Source organism: Qipengyuania rhodophyticola, assembly GCF_042493225.1.
Taxonomy (GTDB): domain Bacteria; phylum Pseudomonadota; class Alphaproteobacteria; order Sphingomonadales; family Sphingomonadaceae; genus Erythrobacter.
The window spans coordinates 2,963,780-2,980,119 of the sequence record NZ_CP170454.1; the positions used below are offsets into that span (position 1 = coordinate 2,963,780).

The 16,340-nt window shown below is 57.5% G+C and carries 23 protein-coding genes; 5 read left to right on the forward strand and 18 right to left on the reverse strand.

Going from position 1 to position 16,340, the window contains the following annotated elements; all coding sequences use genetic code 11:
* The first annotated feature begins 14 nt into the window (after window positions 1-14).
* Entirely contained in the window at window positions 15-815 is an 801-nt protein-coding gene (locus tag ACFCXQ_RS14040; RefSeq protein ID WP_379551637.1) for an SDR family NAD(P)-dependent oxidoreductase, read from the forward strand.
* On the opposite strand, the gene ACFCXQ_RS14045 is transcribed toward ACFCXQ_RS14040, so the two are convergent.
* The 3 genes from ACFCXQ_RS14045 to ACFCXQ_RS14055 all read right to left on the reverse strand — a co-directional run bounded on the left by ACFCXQ_RS14045 (window position 805) and on the right by ACFCXQ_RS14055 (window position 2,715).
* Window positions 805-1,170, reverse strand: coding sequence for a helix-turn-helix domain-containing protein (locus ACFCXQ_RS14045; protein WP_379551639.1), 366 nt, complete (start codon window positions 1,168-1,170; stop codon window positions 805-807). The two genes, ACFCXQ_RS14040 and ACFCXQ_RS14045, sit on opposite strands and share 11 nt — an antisense overlap.
* A 249-nt stretch (window positions 1,171-1,419) precedes the next feature.
* The gene (locus ACFCXQ_RS14050) at window positions 1,420-2,004 is read right to left on the reverse strand and encodes a PEPxxWA-CTERM sorting domain-containing protein (protein ID WP_379551641.1); all 585 of its coding nucleotides are present in this window, start codon (window positions 2,002-2,004) and stop codon (window positions 1,420-1,422) included.
* A 177-nt stretch (window positions 2,005-2,181) separates the two neighbouring features.
* Complete coding sequence (locus tag ACFCXQ_RS14055; protein ID WP_379551643.1) at window positions 2,182-2,715, reverse strand: J domain-containing protein; 534 nt, start codon at window positions 2,713-2,715, stop codon at window positions 2,182-2,184.
* A 178-nt stretch (window positions 2,716-2,893) separates the two neighbouring features.
* Here ACFCXQ_RS14055 and ACFCXQ_RS14060 point away from each other — a divergent pair, with 178 nt between their 5' ends.
* Window positions 2,894-3,037, forward strand: a complete 144-nt coding sequence (locus tag ACFCXQ_RS14060) for a hypothetical protein (protein ID WP_379551645.1) — start codon at window positions 2,894-2,896, stop codon at window positions 3,035-3,037.
* A gap of 73 nt (window positions 3,038-3,110) precedes the next feature.
* Here the strand turns inward: ACFCXQ_RS14060 and pal are convergent, their stop codons facing one another.
* The 13 genes from pal to hisB all read right to left on the reverse strand — a co-directional run bounded on the left by pal (window position 3,111) and on the right by hisB (window position 11,555).
* On the reverse strand, window positions 3,111-3,629 hold the full coding sequence (pal, locus tag ACFCXQ_RS14065; RefSeq protein ID WP_379551647.1) for a peptidoglycan-associated lipoprotein Pal: 519 nt from the start codon (window positions 3,627-3,629) through the stop codon (window positions 3,111-3,113).
* A 79-nt stretch (window positions 3,630-3,708) separates the two neighbouring features.
* Complete coding sequence (gene tolB, locus ACFCXQ_RS14070; RefSeq protein WP_379551649.1) at window positions 3,709-5,115, reverse strand: Tol-Pal system beta propeller repeat protein TolB; 1,407 nt, start codon at window positions 5,113-5,115, stop codon at window positions 3,709-3,711.
* Window positions 5,112-5,882 (reverse strand): energy transducer TonB, encoded by a 771-nt coding sequence (locus tag ACFCXQ_RS14075; RefSeq protein ID WP_379551651.1) that lies wholly within the window; start codon window positions 5,880-5,882, stop codon window positions 5,112-5,114. Before ACFCXQ_RS14075 ends, tolB begins: the two co-directional genes overlap by 4 nt.
* Before the next feature lie 21 nt (window positions 5,883-5,903).
* Complete coding sequence (locus ACFCXQ_RS14080; RefSeq protein WP_379551653.1) at window positions 5,904-6,353, reverse strand: ExbD/TolR family protein; 450 nt, start codon at window positions 6,351-6,353, stop codon at window positions 5,904-5,906.
* A 124-nt stretch (window positions 6,354-6,477) separates the two neighbouring features.
* Complete coding sequence (tolQ, locus tag ACFCXQ_RS14085; protein ID WP_379551655.1) at window positions 6,478-7,179, reverse strand: protein TolQ; 702 nt, start codon at window positions 7,177-7,179, stop codon at window positions 6,478-6,480.
* Window positions 7,176-7,631, reverse strand: a complete 456-nt coding sequence (locus ACFCXQ_RS14090) for a YbgC/FadM family acyl-CoA thioesterase (protein WP_379551657.1) — start codon at window positions 7,629-7,631, stop codon at window positions 7,176-7,178. The genes tolQ and ACFCXQ_RS14090 overlap by 4 nt, the downstream gene beginning before the upstream one ends.
* A gap of 210 nt (window positions 7,632-7,841) precedes the next feature.
* Complete coding sequence (locus ACFCXQ_RS14095) at window positions 7,842-8,219, reverse strand: histidine triad nucleotide-binding protein (RefSeq protein ID WP_379551659.1); 378 nt, start codon at window positions 8,217-8,219, stop codon at window positions 7,842-7,844.
* A complete protein-coding gene (locus ACFCXQ_RS14100; RefSeq protein ID WP_379551661.1) occupies window positions 8,219-8,545 on the reverse strand; it encodes a phosphoribosyl-ATP diphosphatase in 327 nt (108 codons plus the stop codon). Before ACFCXQ_RS14100 ends, ACFCXQ_RS14095 begins: the two co-directional genes overlap by 1 nt.
* Before the next feature lie 50 nt (window positions 8,546-8,595).
* The gene (gene hisF / locus ACFCXQ_RS14105) at window positions 8,596-9,360 is read right to left on the reverse strand and encodes an imidazole glycerol phosphate synthase subunit HisF (protein ID WP_379551662.1); all 765 of its coding nucleotides are present in this window, start codon (window positions 9,358-9,360) and stop codon (window positions 8,596-8,598) included.
* Window positions 9,357-10,085, reverse strand: coding sequence for a 1-(5-phosphoribosyl)-5-[(5-phosphoribosylamino)methylideneamino]imidazole-4-carboxamide isomerase (gene hisA / locus ACFCXQ_RS14110; protein ID WP_379551664.1), 729 nt, complete (start codon window positions 10,083-10,085; stop codon window positions 9,357-9,359). Before hisA ends, hisF begins: the two co-directional genes overlap by 4 nt.
* Before the next feature lie 133 nt (window positions 10,086-10,218).
* Window positions 10,219-10,845, reverse strand: a complete 627-nt coding sequence (gene hisH, locus ACFCXQ_RS14115) for an imidazole glycerol phosphate synthase subunit HisH (protein WP_379551666.1) — start codon at window positions 10,843-10,845, stop codon at window positions 10,219-10,221.
* A complete protein-coding gene (locus ACFCXQ_RS14120) occupies window positions 10,838-10,969 on the reverse strand; it encodes a hypothetical protein (RefSeq protein WP_379551668.1) in 132 nt (43 codons plus the stop codon). Before ACFCXQ_RS14120 ends, hisH begins: the two co-directional genes overlap by 8 nt.
* Window positions 10,962-11,555: an imidazoleglycerol-phosphate dehydratase HisB gene (gene hisB, locus ACFCXQ_RS14125; protein ID WP_379551670.1), complete on the reverse strand. Its 594-nt coding sequence runs from the start codon at window positions 11,553-11,555 to the stop codon at window positions 10,962-10,964. The genes ACFCXQ_RS14120 and hisB overlap by 8 nt, the downstream gene beginning before the upstream one ends.
* Before the next feature lie 97 nt (window positions 11,556-11,652).
* On the opposite strand from hisB, the gene ACFCXQ_RS14130 reads away from it, so the two are divergent.
* The 3 genes from ACFCXQ_RS14130 (at window position 11,653) to gmk (ending at window position 13,360) form a co-directional block, all read left to right on the forward strand.
* Window positions 11,653-12,153: an SspB family protein gene (locus tag ACFCXQ_RS14130; RefSeq protein ID WP_379551671.1), complete on the forward strand. Its 501-nt coding sequence runs from the start codon at window positions 11,653-11,655 to the stop codon at window positions 12,151-12,153.
* A 34-nt stretch (window positions 12,154-12,187) separates the two neighbouring features.
* Entirely contained in the window at window positions 12,188-12,616 is a 429-nt protein-coding gene (locus ACFCXQ_RS14135) for a hypothetical protein (protein WP_379551673.1), read from the forward strand.
* A 78-nt stretch (window positions 12,617-12,694) separates the two neighbouring features.
* The gene (gene gmk, locus ACFCXQ_RS14140) at window positions 12,695-13,360 is read left to right on the forward strand and encodes a guanylate kinase (RefSeq protein ID WP_379551675.1); all 666 of its coding nucleotides are present in this window, start codon (window positions 12,695-12,697) and stop codon (window positions 13,358-13,360) included.
* Between the two features lie 43 nt (window positions 13,361-13,403).
* Here the strand turns inward: gmk and ACFCXQ_RS14145 are convergent, their stop codons facing one another.
* Both ACFCXQ_RS14145 and ACFCXQ_RS14150 read right to left on the reverse strand, forming a co-directional pair.
* Window positions 13,404-15,350, reverse strand: a complete 1,947-nt coding sequence (locus ACFCXQ_RS14145) for a putative bifunctional diguanylate cyclase/phosphodiesterase (RefSeq protein WP_379551677.1) — start codon at window positions 15,348-15,350, stop codon at window positions 13,404-13,406.
* Between the two features lie 145 nt (window positions 15,351-15,495).
* Window positions 15,496-16,218, reverse strand: a complete 723-nt coding sequence (locus ACFCXQ_RS14150) for a hypothetical protein (RefSeq protein WP_379551679.1) — start codon at window positions 16,216-16,218, stop codon at window positions 15,496-15,498.
* Window positions 16,219-16,340: the final 122 nt, after the last annotated feature.

Sequence of the window (16,340 nt, forward strand, 5' to 3'; positions counted from 1 at the left end):
TCGGGAGAGAAAGTATGAGCGAGCGCAAGAGAGTATTCCTAGTCATTGGCGCAGGGGCAGGGATTGGCGGACACGCCGCCGCTCGCTTTGCAGCTGAGGGGTATCACGCAGTGCTCGCACGGCGTAGCGATGAGCAAGGCCTCGCTCGCCTCGTCGCACAGATAGAGGATGCAGGCGGTTCGGCCACCGGTTCGCTACTAAACGCGAGCGAAGACGGCACGATTGAGGAACTTGTCGAGCGGATTGAGACCGACATCGGCCCGATTGACACCGCGCTCTATAATCTCGGTGCGCAGATCGGCAATCGGACGCTGCACGATACACCGCACCGTACCTTTGAGCTTGGGTGGCGTCTGGGGTGCTTCGGCCTCTTCCGGCTAGCGCATGCGATGCTTCCCGCAATGGTCGAGCGCGGGCAAGGCTCGCTGTTAGTAACTTCCGCCACCGCAGCAGTGCGCGGCAATGCGGGCCAGCACAGCCATGCCGCCGCGATGGGCGGGCGGCGAATGCTATGCCAAACGCTCAATGCAGAATTCGGCCCGCAAGGCATTCACGTTGCGCATGTGGTAGTTGATGGATCGGTCGATGCGCCTGACACGCTGGGCAAGCTGCTGGGCGATAAATTCGAGGCCTATAAAGCATCAAAAGGCGAAGAAGGAGTGATTGATCCAGGAGCACTGGCAGACACTTATTGGCATCTCTCACAGCAACCCAAGAATTGCTGGACGCATGAAGTGGATGCTCGGCCCTGGACCGATGTGCCGTGGTGGAATGACAATCCAGCGTCGGCGATCGACACCAAGCCTAAGCGTTAAGTGTTGCCACAGTCTTGCGTACAAAGCGTGAAAAAGGACTGATTGCTTCCTTGGGAGGCATACCCGCTGGCTTGCGCGAGGCACAGGGAAGCTCGAGGTGATCAAGCTTGCACTTCAGATCTTCGGTCAAGCTGTTCGCGTCAGCCCGCACAGCCTTAGCAAAGGCACTGACGAAACCAATGCAATGCACGCGGCTTGGCAGCCTGGCAAAGTCTTCCTGCTCAATTGCGATAAGATAGCGAGTCGAGATCTTGGTGAGCGATGCCACGTCGGCAATGCTCATCTCAGCAGTGCGCCTTGCATGGGCAAGACACGCGCCAATTTCCGATGCTGAAGGCCGGATTCGGCTCTCCACGATTCAACCCCTTCGCTTGATTCGGTTCGCACCCTAAGCGAATCGACCCTAAGGAAGTTTTACCAAACTTTATCCACAATCGCGAATCGTGAGCTTTAGCAGCATTTACAGCTGCTTAATCTCGCATTCCTTAGGCGCATTTTGAACTCGCGCCATCAGTAATAGGTACGTCTCGCGCTTCCGCCGCTGTCGCAAAGCAAAAGAGCCGGCCCTGCGGCCGGCTCCTCCTAAACACCAAAGGCAACTTCTTTAGCTGTAGCTGAGCCGTGTTGTTACCTTTTCGCGGCGGCGCATGAATGCCCCAATCGCGCCAAAACCAAGGATCAGCAATGCCCATGTTGATGGCTCTGGGACCGCGCCGGAAGTGTCAAACTGAATACGCAATGTTGGCGAACCAAGACGCACGAACGTATTGCTGGTTTGGATGATGCCAAGGTCAACCGTGCCGTCGAGCAGGTCGGCATAGGTCGAGCTATCGAGTGCGATCGAGAAAGAACGGAACGGATCCCCCACGACGAAGCATCCTGGATCACCCACCGGGCATACAGTAAATTGCGATCCGTCAAGGGTCGCATCAAAAGCCGCCGTGCTTGAAGGCGCTGCTTGAGTACCAAAAGTGCCCTCGAAGAAAGCCCCAGTGATGACTGCAGTAGGATCAATCGAGTAGTTGAATGTGCCGATAGTACCCAAATCAATTGGGAACGCACTGCCACTATTGTTCTCGGGTCCGTCGAAATCTGGTAGCGAGGCGATAACCTCAGCAGCAGATGCAGCGCTCGGTAACAACACCGCAGCTGCGCTAGCGAGAGCGAGATACTTGATAGAATTGCGCATAAACATTCCTTTCAACAAGCGAACTGAGCTTGAATCTGAGTTTTGAGCGCGACCCTCAAACGTTCTTAATTAACGAATATCTGCGTGCTACGCGCGTACTGGAGGACCGTCAACACGGTTAACGATCTATCCGTGCGCAGGCCGATAGCTGTCCCTTTTTGATACAGATTGAGTATCTCAGCCCTTCCACTCACGGCGTTCTTCCCCCATTTTCAGGACTTCATAGGCCAGCTGAAGCTTCTGAAATTCTGCCGCAGCCTCCACATCACCCGGCTTCACATCGGGGTGAACCAACTTAGCCTTCTCGCGCCAAGCCCTCTTGATCGCTGTGAAATCCGCGTCCGCATCAAGCTCGAAGACCTCCAAAGCACGCATCTCATCTGGGCTGCGAGAGCCATCACCGCTGCCTGACCAGCCATAGTGCGAAGCCTCGGCGTAACCAGAATTATCGCGTTGCTCATCCTTAGCACGCTTTGCCTTCTCAGCCTTGTCGAGCCCTTCGAAGTAATCCCACTTTTGATTGTATTCGGCCGCGTGCTTCTGACAGAAATACCAGCGATCAGGATTGTTGGGCGACTTTGGCGCGGGGCAATCGCCCTTCTCTTCGCAGCCATGGCGGTCACATAGGCGCACAGTCGCGGCCTCCCGCGATTCCTCATAACCGCGCCAGCGGGGGAAGCCCCAATCATTGGACCTACGCGCCTTAGGCATCGCTGCGTCTTGCCGTGGATGGGCGCGGTTTCAAAACGGATTGGCTCGCAAACATCCGATATAGCCTAGAGATACTGGCGAAATATGCCAGCCGAAGGAACAAGTTTCATTGTGAAATGTTGCAATGCAACGAATGGTTCATATTTGTTATGTAACGGAGGCCGCGAAAAGCGAGACTATGAGCAATCAACTGACACTCTCCGCAGCAGCGGCAATTATGACGATGAGCCTATTTGTACTGACCGCAAACATGAGCGGTTCAGCGCCAGAGCAGCTGGGTGCGCCAGTTCTGGTCGCGCCGGCAATCAACCTGCCGCGCTAATCTAACGGCGTGCACCCGCCCCGCGCAGCCCGTGACGGCACATGCGCGAGGACGGGAAACAAATCAGATAACACTAATTGATGACGATAGTCGCAGCGCGCCGGTTTTGCGCCCAAGCATCTGCATTGGACGCCAGCGCGACCGGGCGCTCCTTACCATAGCTCACCGTGCGGATACGGTTTGCCGGGATGCCGATGGAAACCAGATAGTTCTTCGCCGCATTGGCCCGGCGCTCGCCGAGCGCAAGGTTGTAATCGCGTGTGCCGCGCTCATCCGTATGGCCTTCGATGGTGAAATTGAGGTTTGGATACTGGCCAAAATACTGCGCCTGTGTTTGCAGGCGCGCGGCATCTTCGCTGTCAATGTTGAACCGGTCAGTATCGAAATAGACGACAGTGTTCTGCGCGCCGATAGCGTTCGCAAAGTGTTGCTGCGTGCCGACACCGGGCGCAGTCGATACTGGAGGGGCCGCCTCAGGTGTCTGCGTCGTTGGCGCTGGTGGTGGCGGTAGCTCCTCAGGTGCCTGACGTTGACAAGCACCCAATGTAAGCGCGCTGACAAGCACGGCGGATGTGGCAATTTTAGTATTCATAACTGTCGTTCCTTTCCAGAAACATGGTTTGCCCCGATTGCCTTCCCCTCAAAGGCGAGTGAACTTGTGGTACCGAATTTTACGGCAGGATTGGTCCCCATGCAGGGTCTGATGCATCAACCGGTGTGCGCAGGCGGCGCTCATTGTCGCCGGTCAGATCGACCTGCCACAAAGAAGAGTTACCTGAATTCCGCTCCGTACGGAAGAACTGAACAATGCGGCCATTGGGTGCCCAAGTCGGCGCTTCGTCCTGCCAACCGCGAGTTAGCGCGCGAACATTACGCCCAGATGGCGTCATGACAGCAACGTTGAAATCACCGGCGATGCGTGTGAACGCGATCTGATCGCCGCGCGGGCTCCATTCCGGCGTTGCGCAGCGCCCACCCGAAAAGCTGATCCGGCGCTGGTTGGAGCCATCCGCGCTCATCACATAGCACTGCTGAGAGCCTGAGCGGTCGCTTTCAAAGACAATCCGGCTACCATCGGGCGAGTAGGACCCACCGATGTCGATGCCCGGCGTATCGGTGAGCCGCGTGCTGCGCCCACCGCGCGCGGAAACACGGTAAATGTCAGTATTGCCGCCCACGGCCATGGAATAGAGAATTGAGTTGCCATCAGGGCTCCAGCGCGGCGCAAAGGTCGGATTGCTACTTTCCGTAATCAGCGTTTGCCGCCCAGTTCCGATATCATAGACATAGATGCGCGGGTTGCCATCGACATAGCTAAGATAGACTAGCTTCTTGTAGTCCGGCGAATAACGCGGGGTCAGCGCCGTCGCGCGGCCCGTTGTGATAAAGCGGTGGTTCGCCCCGTCACTGTCCATGATCGCGAGCCGCTTGACCCGGTTATCTTTCGGTCCAGTCTCGGCGATGTACGCGATGCGGCTATCGAAAAACGGGCTCTCTCCGGTCAGGCGCTGATAGACCATATCGGAACATTTATGCGCAGCGCGCCGCCAGTCGGAGGGCGGCACACGCCATCCGCCGCTCTCGATCTGTTGCTGAAGCGCGGTGTCATAAAGATAGCAGCCAACGGCAAGCCGCCCATCGGATTCTGCATTTACATAGCCATGGACGAGCATTTCTGCGCCGCGATTGGACCATGTTGCCCATGCTGGCGCGCGGATTTGCGCAAGCTCTGGCCGTGGAAGCGAATCCGGCCCGGCAGGCTTGAACAACCCGTTATTTCGCAGATTGTTGGTGATGACCCGCGCGAGCTCTGTGCCCAGCGCGGAGGTCCCGCTGCGATTGGCAGGGGTCTGAGCGTTGCGATTGGTGGCAAAGGAAGGGATCGCGATACCGAGATCGTCGAGATTGCCCTCAAAGCTAACCGAGCCGGTCAGACCGCCCGCCTCATCTTCATCAACGGCTTCAAGCTCGCCGCCTTCAGGCAGAGCTGCGCCCAAATCCTCGTTCGCGTCTTGCGCGGCGAGCGGCGAAGCAATCAGGAACAAAGCGGCGAATGCAGATGTAAATGTGCGTCTCATTGAGCTAACTTCCAGTCAAAACTGAACGGTCCAACCCGTTTCCAGGCTTCGTAATACTGCTCCGGCAAATCAAAAGGAGCAGCCAATTGTACTGCACGCACAGCCTGTTCACCATGGCGAGCGGCTTGCGCGCGATTGGTAGCATTGACGCCGGTCTGCCGAACCACTTGGGGGCGTCCCGAAAGACTGCCATCCGGGTTCAGGCGCCAGCGCAGGAATGTGACAATCTTGTCTACTTCGGGACCGCTTGGCGGTGTCCAATGCGGTTTGATTTCGCGCGCGATGCCTTGCACCAGTGAAGCCTTCGCGCTCGCACCGATTTGCGAGGCAGGGATGCGCGTTTCGGTGGTATTCGTGCTGCCGCCAGCACCCTCGAGGAAATTGTCGCCAACGCGCGAGCCGCCGCGCCGCTCGGTCTCCTGCGGCGGTGCGGGCTGTCGCTGGTCGGGACGGCGGCGCGGACTGTTGTCGCGAACGGGCGGCGGATCTTGCGCCCGCACTGGCTCAGGCAGGCTGTCCGCCTCCGGTGTCGGATTGATATCATTGATGATTTCAGGCGCGACCGCCGCGCGGCTTTCCGCGACCGGGGTTGGCGATGCCGCCTCAAGGCCGATCTCCTCGGCCAGATTGACAGTCATGCGCTCAGGCCGATCAATCGGCGCGCGCCCCCCAGGTTGCAAAAGGAACAGTGCCACCAAGCAGGCATGCAGGCCGATCGCGACGGCAAGACCAATCTGGTCTTCGCGGCGTGGGAGATTATGATCCAAAGCGCGCTCCATATCCAACCGCTATGGCTCGACTGATGAACCGTTGGTGAGCAGTGAAATGCGGTTGAGGCCAGCTCTATTCAACTCACCCATCACGGCCATCACTCTACCGTAATCAAGACCGCGATCGGCGCGCAAAGTGATATCTGGCCCCTCTCCTGTGCGCGGCATAGCCTCTAGCGCAGCGGCGAAATTACCAGCCTCCACGGGTGCATCATCAATGAAGATGTTGCCTGCCGCATCAACACTGATCGTCACCGATTGCTGCGGGTTATCAATGGCATTGGCGCGGCTATCAGGCAGGTCAATCGGCACACCGGCGGTCAGCAGTGGGGCCGTGACCATAAAGATGATCAGCAGCACCAGCATGACATCGACAAATGGCGTGACGTTGATCTCAGCCATCGGCGCACGCCTTCCGCCGCGCCGAGTGCGCCCAGTGCCTTTGCCCGATCCAAGCGCCATAGCCATTATGGGGTTTCCTCCCCAGCGTTAGCCGTAGCCGCCCGCTCCCTCCACCCTTCCACCCCGAGGGTACTCGGGCAGGCTCCGGGTGGAAGGGTGGAGGGCGCGGGTGGCAAGGCTCTAATCGAGATCATACCGCGCTCTCAAGCTGCCGGCTAAAGCTCGCATGGAGCCGGTCAGAAAACCGATGCAGCCGCGCTTCGTAGCGGTTCACCGAGTGGCTGAAACGGTTGTAAGCTATCACCGCTGGAATAGCGGCAAACAGGCCAATGGCCGTCGCAAAGAGCGCCTCCGAAATGCCCGGCGCGACAACTGCAAGCGAGCTGCTTTCCTGCGCGCCAATCTGGAAAAAACTGTTCATGATGCCCCAGACGGTCCCGAACAGGCCGACAAATGGCGCAACCGAGCCAACCGTCGCGAGGAAATTGAGCTTGTGCGCTAGGTCATCCGCCTCTGCGGCAACTTGACCCTCCATCGCGGAGGCAATGCGCTGGCGCACACCATCGGGATCTTTCACGCCGGCTTTGGTTGAGCGGCGCCATTCGGCCACACCTGAGCTCGCCACGCGCGCAGGCGGCAAATCCTTACCACCGCGCTCAGACATAAAACGGTCAAAGCTCTCCGCCTGCCAAAACTCCGCCTCATATTCCTGCGTCTTGCTCGTGAGCCCGCGCATCCGCAGCGAAAAGCCGACGATAATCGCCCAGACCCAAATGCTAGCCAAGATGAGGCCTGCCATAACCAATTGCACGACAATATCGGCATCCAGAAACAGCTCGAGAGGGTCGAGACGGGTAGGCGCAGAGGCTGCGAGAAGGGTGAGCGCGGTCATCTAGTCTCCATTGGTTCGGTTACAGTCGCAAAAGCGTTACGCCATTTTTCAGGTTGCCGCGTCGGGCGGCCATCGGGCGCGACAAATCCGACGCGCAAGCTCGCCTCACAAAGCACCTCATCGCCGCGCCGAGCGATCTGATGCATTCGGCAACTGGCCGCGCGCATTTGCGTGCAGCGCGTCTCAATAAGCACATCATCATCAAGCTTGGCGGGCCGCAAATATTTGATGTTCATTTCGGACACCGCATAAGCGCCCTCGCCCGCCTCAATCGCGGCGCGCTGATCAATCTCAAGAAGGCGCAGCAAGTCAGACCTGGCGCGCTCAAACCAGCGCAGATAATTCGCGTGATAGGTTATTCCTGACAAATCAGTGTCTTCGTAATAGACACGCACACCATAAAGATGCCGCGTGCCGTCAATCACGCCGTCGGGAAATGCAGGCATCTTCATATGACTACCCTTAGACTAGCGGATTCGCACTGCCTAGCGCGCAAAGCTGGTCTGTAGACAAAGCGAATCCCTCCATCGACGAATGGAGTGAAGAGTGGATCAAAACAAACCCGACAGGGTTCGCAAGGGCGACTGCCCGCCCGCAGCGACGCGACCTTCAGGTCGTGAGAGCGAGGAAATCGCAGCACGGAGGTGCTGCGGAAAACAAAATTACCGCGCGATCATCGGACCGAGCGGCTGGCCGCCACAGATGTGAACATGCAAATGCGGGACTTCTTGCCCGCCATGCTGACCAATATTGGCAAGCAGGCGATATCCCGGTTCAACCAATCCCTTGGCCCGCGCAACTTCGCCAACTGCCCGCACAAAGCCGCCAATCTCGGCATCACTGGCTTTAGCCGAAAAATCATCCCAGCTGACATAGTGCCCCTTGGGGATCACCAGCGTATGGACTTCAGCCTGAGGGTTAATGTCCTCAAACGCGTAAGCCCACTGGTCCTCATAGACTTTGGTCGAGGGGATTTCACCGCGCAGGATCTTCGCAAAGATGTTCTGATCATCATAGGGTTGCGTCGCGTCAATCGGCATTATTCGCTCCTAGCAGAATTCCGGCTCGCCTTCTCGTCTATCCCCGAAACACCCTCGCGCCGGTCGAGCTCAGCCATCACATCCGCCAGCGTCAGATCACTCGCATTGAGCAGCACGATCAGGTGGAAAAGCACATCGGCGCTTTCCGCGATCAGCTCTTCGCGATTGCCCGTGACTGCCGCGATCACCGCTTCGGTCGCTTCCTCGCCCAGCTTTTGCGCGACGACTTCTATGCCCTTGCTATTAAGGAGCGCGACATAGCTTTCCTCCGGCGGGGCCGAGCGGCGCGACATGATCGTCTGTTCGAGGCGAGCAAGCGTTTCCATGAAAGTCCTTTTCGTTCAAAGCCCGAGCCTGAGCAAGGGCGGTGCGAGGCTTAGACGCCGCGGGCAGGCAAGCCAGCCGCGCGAAGAGCATCATGCGCCTCGGCAATAGTATGCTGTCCGAAGTGAAAAATCGAGGCGGCGAGCACGGCGCTGGCGTGGCCTTCCGTGACACCCTCGACCAGATGCTCGAGGTTGCCAACGCCGCCGCTGGCGACCACCGGAATTCCCACCGCATCGGCGATTGTACGGGTCAGTTTCAGATCATAGCCAGCCTGCGTTCCGTCCCCGTCCATCGAGGTGACGAGCAACTCGCCAGCGCCGAGTTCTGCGACTTTGCGGGCATATTCCACCGCATCAATTCCGGTCGGCTTGCGGCCGCCATGGGTAAAGATTTCCCACTTACCGCCGTCGACGCGCCGCGCATCAATGCTGGCGACAACGCATTGGCTGCCGAATTTCGCGGCGATCTCTGCGACGAGCTCGGGGCGCTTCACCGCCGCGCTGTTAATCGCGACCTTGTCTGCGCCCGCAAGGAGCAACGCGCGGGCATCCTCTACGCTGCGCACTCCGCCGCCCACAGTAAGCGGCATGAAACACACTGCTGCCGTGCGCTGGACAATGTCGAGCAGCGTCCCGCGCCCTTCGTGGCTCGCGGAGATATCGAGGAAACACAGCTCGTCAGCGCCCGCCGCGTCATAAGCCTGCGCCTGCTCAACTGGATCGCCCGCATCTTTCAAATCGACAAAATTGACGCCTTTGACAACGCGGCCATCGGCCACGTCGAGACAGGGAATGACGCGCACTCTTACCGTCATGTTCGCGCTCCCATCGCGATAGCCGCAGCAAGATCCAACCGACCTTCGTAAAGCGCACGGCCCGTGATCACACCCTCGATGCCCTCATGCGCGTGAAGGGAAAGTACATGAATATCATCCAGTCCCTTTACGCCTCCGCTGGCAATCACAGGAATATCGACGCGGCGCGCGAGATCGAGCGTCGCGTCGATATTTGCGCCCTTTAGCAAACCATCGCGGCCAATGTCGGTGAAGAGCAGGCTGGCGACACCTGCATCCTCGAAGCGGCGAGCAAGGTCCTCCACCGGAACGTCAGAAACCTCCGCCCAGCCCTCGGTCGCGACCATGCCGTCTTTCGCGTCCACCGCGACAACAATGCCGTTTTCCCATTCGCGAGCCATCTCCTTGACGAATTCGGGGTTTTTCAGCGCGGCTGATCCCATGACAACACGCGAGACGCCGAGGTTGAACCAGCCCTCCACGCCTGCCGCATCGCGGATACCGCCGCCCAGCTGCACATGACCGGGGAACGCTTTAACAATCGCCTCCACGGCCTCGCGGTTCTCAGTACGGCCAGCAAAGCTGCCGTCCAGATCGACCACATGCAGATGCTGCGCGCCGGCCTCGGCAAAGAGCATGGCCTGTGCCGCCGGGTCATCGCCATAAACGGTTGCGCGGTCCATATCGCCTTCCGCGAGACGGACGACTTGGCCAGCTTTCAGGTCGATTGCGGGAAAGATAATCAAGGCTTATTCCTTAGTATTCCGCACGCCATCCGGCGCGCGATATCCTCGCTCATGCGGCCTGAAGGCCGCGTCGCTGCGGGTGGGCGGTCGCCCTTGCGGTCGCTGGCGCGACCAGCTTCTAGTTCTCGGAAATCTAAGGCCGCCATGCGAGGAACCTTTCCAGCAGCTCAAGCCCATACTGCTGGCTCTTCTCAGGATGAAACTGCAAGCCGACAATATTGTCGCGTCCGACAGCCGCCACAAGCCCGCCGCCATGATCTGTCATCGCGAGCACATCAGTGGGGCTTTCGGCATGGAAATGATAGGAGTGGAGGAAGTAAGCTTCGCCCTCCTCGATCACCGCATGTTCGCGAGCATGCGGCAGCAGAGCGACGTCGTTCCAGCCCATATGCGGCACTTTAACGCTCGCATCGACCGGATCGATCAAGCGCACTTCGCCATCAATCCAACCGAGCCCAGGCGTGGTGCCATGCTCCAGTCCGCGGGTCGCAAGCAGCTGCATACCCACACATATCCCAAGGAATGGCGCGCCGCCAACATGCACCCGCTCCGACATTGCTTCAATCGCGCCGTCAATCGCAGCAAGTCCCTCAGCGCAGGCCTTGAACGAGCCAACACCGGGCAGCACAATCCGGTCTGCTGCGCGCAGCACATCAGGATCAGCAGTCACGCTCACATTCGCGCCGACAGCTTTCAAGGCGTTCTCTACCGAATGCAGATTGCCCGCGCCGTAATCGACCAGGGCTATTATCTCAGCCATTTTTTGTCTCCGCACGCCCCTCCGGGCGCGCGATTTCCTCGCTCATGCGATCAAAGATCGCGTCGCTGCGGGCGGGCAGTCGCCCTTGCGGCTGCTGCGCAGCCGGACACCCCTTATCACCCACCTAGTTGCCCCTTAGTGCTCGGGATCGCGCCGCCTTTGCGCGGGTCAATCTCAACCGCCTGGCGCATAGCGCGGGCAAAGCCCTTATACATCGCCTCGCAAATATGGTGATTGTTGCTGCCGTACAGCAACTCGCAATGCAGCGTAATGCCAGCGGTCTGCGAGACCGAATGGAACCAATGCTCAATCAGCTCCGTATCCCATTCGCCGAGCTTTTCCTGCGTGAACCCAGCCTTCCACACCAGATAAGGCCGCCCAGAGATATCCAGCGATACTCGCGCGAGCGTCTCGTCCATCGGCGAATACGCGCTGCCATAGCGGGTGATCCCTCCCTTATCGCCCAGCGCCTCTGACAATGCCTGCCCAAGCGCCAGCGCACTGTCCTCAGTCGTATGATGCTGATCCACATGCAGGTCGCCATCGATTTTCATAGACACATCGATGAGCGAGTGTTTGGAAAACTGCTCTACCATATGATCGAGGAACCCGATCCCTGTGGAAATCTCATACGCGCCGGTGCCATCGAGATTTACGCTAATCTCAATGCCGGTTTCTGCGGTCTTACGCTCTATAGAGGCCTGTCTCATCCGCGCGGATATAGGGGAAGCTCGCCCTCAAGCAAGCCAATCGATTGTATGAATATGGTTGACCCTTGCTCATGCGCACGTCACCTAGGAACACGCTATGAGCGAAGAGACCCCCGATAGCCTGATTCCTTACGATTCCATCGTGCAAGAAGCTTTGCGCGCCGTGGTTGGGCGGGTTCTTGGCGAGATACAAGCCTCAGGGAGCGAGCTTCCCGGCAATCATCATTTCTATATCACGTTCAAAACCCATGCCCCCGGCGTGTCTGTTCCCCCGTCGTTGCGGGAGCGGTTTCCCGATGAAATGACGATCGTGTTGCAGAATAAATTCTGGGATCTCAAAGTCGAAGAAGAACAGTTCAGCGTTGGTTTGAGCTTCAACCAGATCCCGGCCGATTTGGTTGTGCCTTATGCGGCGATTACGCAATTCGTTGACCCTGCCGTAGATTTTGGCCTGCAGTTTCAGGCGACGGCCGCCGACATGGGGCCCGCAACGACGGAAAGCCCTGAGAATGACCAACCAGGCCAGGACGAAGCGGATACGACTGGCACTGATGATGGCTCGAATGTCGTCACCGTGGATTTTGGCCGCAAAAAATAGCGCTAGCCGCCACGATTAGCGTCGGACAGTGAATATGGCGAAGAGCAAAAAATCAGAGACACCGCATGCTGCTGACCTAGACGTTACAGCCGAGCAAGACGGTAAGCACGGCGAAACAATAGCAGCGCCGCCAGAAACGAGCCTACTCTCAAATGATGCCGTGATGCGCGGCGCCACGTTTTTCGCTCGCCGCGCCGCTGAGAAGGCCTTTCTTGGTAGTCGTCTTACCCAGAGGCTTGCCAAAGAAGCCATTGAAGACCGCTCAGCTGTAAACGCAGTTGCGGCCTACGGCATAACCCGGCTCGCAACGCGCTCTGTCCCTGGGGCAATTTTGGTGGGCGGCGGACTGGTTGCAAAGGCGCTATTTGATCGCAGTGAAAAACGCCGGGCTCGCCTTGCTAAAGAGGCTGAAAAAGAAGCCAAACGCGCGACCAAAGCTGCCGCCAAAAAGAGTAAGCTCTAACCAGCCGCCTTCACCGTTTTTCTTGAGAATTCCCGTTTAGGCCTTGATTTCGAAGAGGGCTCTAGGCCAACAGCACCCATGGCCGATAACAACCCGCCCACCGAGCCCAGCCTCTCCCCGCCCGATCTTTCACGGCGCGGGTTGCTGTTTATCCTCTCCTCGCCATCAGGTGCGGGTAAGACGACCATGTCGCGCATGCTGCTTGATGCGGATGAGGCGATCAAACTGTCCGTCTCAGCAACCACACGCCCGCCCCGCCCCGGCGAGAAAGACGGCGTGCATTACTATTTCGTCGATGATGCAGAATTTGATCGGATGATCGAAGAAGACGATTTCTACGAGTGGGCTCACGTCTTCAACCATCGCTATGGCACGCCCAAAGGCGCCATCCGCAAGGCGCTCAAAGACGGGCAGGATTTCCTGTTCGATATCGACTGGCAAGGCACGCAGCAGCTTTATCAGAAGGATCAGCAGGATGTCGTGAGCGTGTTTATCCTTCCGCCAAGCCTCGAAGAACTACGCCACCGCCTGGAAAGCCGTGCCACGGATAGCGGTGATGTAATTGACGACCGGATGGAGCGCGCCAAAGGCGAGATCAGCCATTGGGCCGAGTATGACTACGTCGTGATCAATGATGATCTCGATGCGTGCTTTGCCAAGATCCGCGAGATCCTGCATTCGGAACGCAGGAAACGCACGCGCCAGACCGGGCTTATCCCCTTTGTGCGTGAGTTGATGGCATAGGCTATGCGAAGGTCGGCGCTCTATGTACCGGGACGCCAATAGATCAAGCGGCTGACTTTTGCGTCTGTGCCCCTGATTTTGATTGCTTCGCTTGGTCAGCGGCCTCAGCCGTCACCTTCAGCAAGGCCTTTCCCGACATTGGCTTGCCAAAAAGATATCCCTGTACAGATTCTGCACCGGCACGTTTCGCCATCAGCAGATCAACCTCGCTCTCTACCCCTTCGAGCAGACAATGGACACCGAGCACGCGCGCCATGCCTGATAGCGATGAAAGCACTTTCTCCGTCATCGGATCGGATGGGTTTTCGATGAAAGACTTGTCCACTTTCAGCTTCTTAATCGGCAAAGCGCGCAAATAGCTGAAGTTTGAATAGCCTGTTCCAAAGTCATCCAAGGCGACCGAAAAGCCGAGCTCTGCAAGCCATTCCAAGTTCTTGGTCGCTTTTTCAAAGTCAGCCATCATGGCTGTTTCAGTCACTTCGAATTCGACCAAGGCTGGATCGACTTTAAAGGTTTTGAACAAGGCGAGGATCTCTTCCAAGGTCGGATCAGAAATGAGATCATAACTCGAAAGGTTGATCGATAAAGGGATCGGCTCGGGCCAAGAGCTCAGCTCACGCAGAGCTTTCTCTACCACCACCAGAGTAATGCCAGTGATCAGGCCGCTTTCCTCAGCAATCTTGATGAAGCGGTGCGGCTCGATTGCCCCCACCGACGGGCTGGTCCACCTTGCCAGCACCTCGGCGCGCTGCACCATATTAGTCTCAAGATCAAATTGCGGTTGAAAGACGAGCGTGATCTCGCGGGACAGATCGGCAATGCGCAGAGCTTCCTCGATCTCATATCGCGCGCCGGCTTGCTGGGCATGTACGTCAGTGAACAGCACGGCCTGGTTCTTGCCTTTGCGCTTTGCCACCATCAAGGCATAGTCAGCATGGCTGATCTGAGAACGGGTGCTCTTACTCAGATCCATCATCTTGCAACCAATCGAGCAAGAGATTTTTACAAAACGCCCTTCGATTTCATAGGGTTCAGCCAGCTGGGCGACGAGCTGGTTGCACCGTGCGCTTACTTCTTGCTCGCTTTCAGCGCTCGTCAGGATCAAATTGAACTCATCGCCGCCCATGCGGCTCACGTGCATCTCATTTGCCGCGAACAGTTCCAATCGACCTGCGACCTCCTTAAGTAAATGATCGCCAGTTAAATGGCCGTGCACATCATTGACCGCCTTGAAGCCATCAAGGTCAAGCAGGATCAGCCAGACGTTCTCTGAAGGCGCATCTGCATCTTGGCTGTGGGCCGCCCGCCGCACTGCACCGCGTAAGGCCTGAAAGAAACCGCGACGGTTGGGCAGCGACGTCAAACTGTCAGACAGTGATTTCGCGCGCATATCCTCAGCCACAACGCGCGCGTCAGCCAATTTCTCTTCGGTTTCTATCTTCGCTTCCGCGATATTGCTGATCGCTTTACGCAGGTAGAATGAGATCGAGAGTGCGGCCATTGTCGCGCCAAATGCAATAAAGCCAAACACAGAAAGTGCCGCGCCATCCAGTCGCGGGAAAAAACTGAGAAGAGCTATTGCTGCGACAGCAATCGCTACGACAGACTGCCGGAAGCTGGCGCTAGAAAGCGCAAAAAGCATGATGACGATAATGAAATAGATCAGCTTTGATGGACTGAATAGAAGCGCAAGAGTGGCACAAATATTTGCCACAACCAACAGATTAACCGTGAGCAGTAAAAGCTCAACACGCAGCGCCGACGCAGGCCCGCGCATATACCAAACACCAAATGCAGACATGCCAGAGGCAAGCGCGGCTAGCCCTGTCAGGGCTATCATTCCCCAACCGCTCATTGTCGCATAATTGGCTTGCAGCATCAGGAAGTAATATGCAGCCAGGACCGCAAAATACCCCCTTGTAATAGGGCGGTAGATCTCGCTAACCGCAGAAGCAGTCTCCGCGCTCAATCTCTGAGCTTTTTTGAGCATTCCTTGCGTCCCTATTCGCTAGGAAAATGCCTTAAGTTGAATATATTAATGTCGAGTAAGGAAATTTACGACCGCTTCGTGACAATTCTCCGGCGTGGCATAAGCGATCTTCTTCGCCGCTTTTTGCGCTGCCATGATGCGCCAATCAGATTTCTTCGCCGCGCTCCAGCTCTTTCAGCAACTCCTCAAGCTGGTCGGTAATGATTGCGTTGCTGTCGCCTCCTCCATAGCTCAAAATACCGCTCGAAAAGGTCGTTCCAAAAGTATCGCGAAGAGACTTCGTCTGAAGTAGACCAGAGGCAAATTCACGCGAGCTGAGCGACGGAAGCGAATGAATGAAGGTGCCCCACACCAGATTTTGGCCAATCGCGTATCGAGCATCAAGCGCTGTGTCGAAATTGGCCTGCATCAACCGCAGCAGAGCCTCCTGCGGCAAATCTTCCGAAGGCGCGATCGGCGTCAAAATGCGCATGCGGCCAGCCGATGTGTCCGTCACAACCAGCAATTGCACCTCATCAACGGTGAGTTCCCAGCCGTTGCCTTGGCGCTTGGCCTCAGGATCAAGCTGCTCGATAACAGCCGCGATCATGTCCAGCGCGGATTGAGTTTCTTCATCCAGCTCTGCATCCGGAGGCGGAGCGGGGGTTGCGAAGTCTGTGTCAGCCTCGCCGCCCTGTTCTCGTGACTGATCTTGCGCCTCACGCTCGCGCTGAATATCCGAAAAGTCAGACAGAGGATCAGTTTTGCCTGACGTCGCCGCGGTATCACTTTCTTGTGCACTCTCTTGCGCAGTCAGGGCAGCTCCTGCAGCGACCGAGCCGGCGAACACGGCGACGAAGGCTAGTCCTGTGAGACGGATTTTTGGCATTGTGGCTCCCTGCGCGTGCGACGTTCAGACCATTGGGAGCGAGCCTCTTGCGGCGCTCTCCCAATGACTAATACATGCAGCAGGGCGAAATGGTTACGCACCGCAGGACCTAAATCGCCACA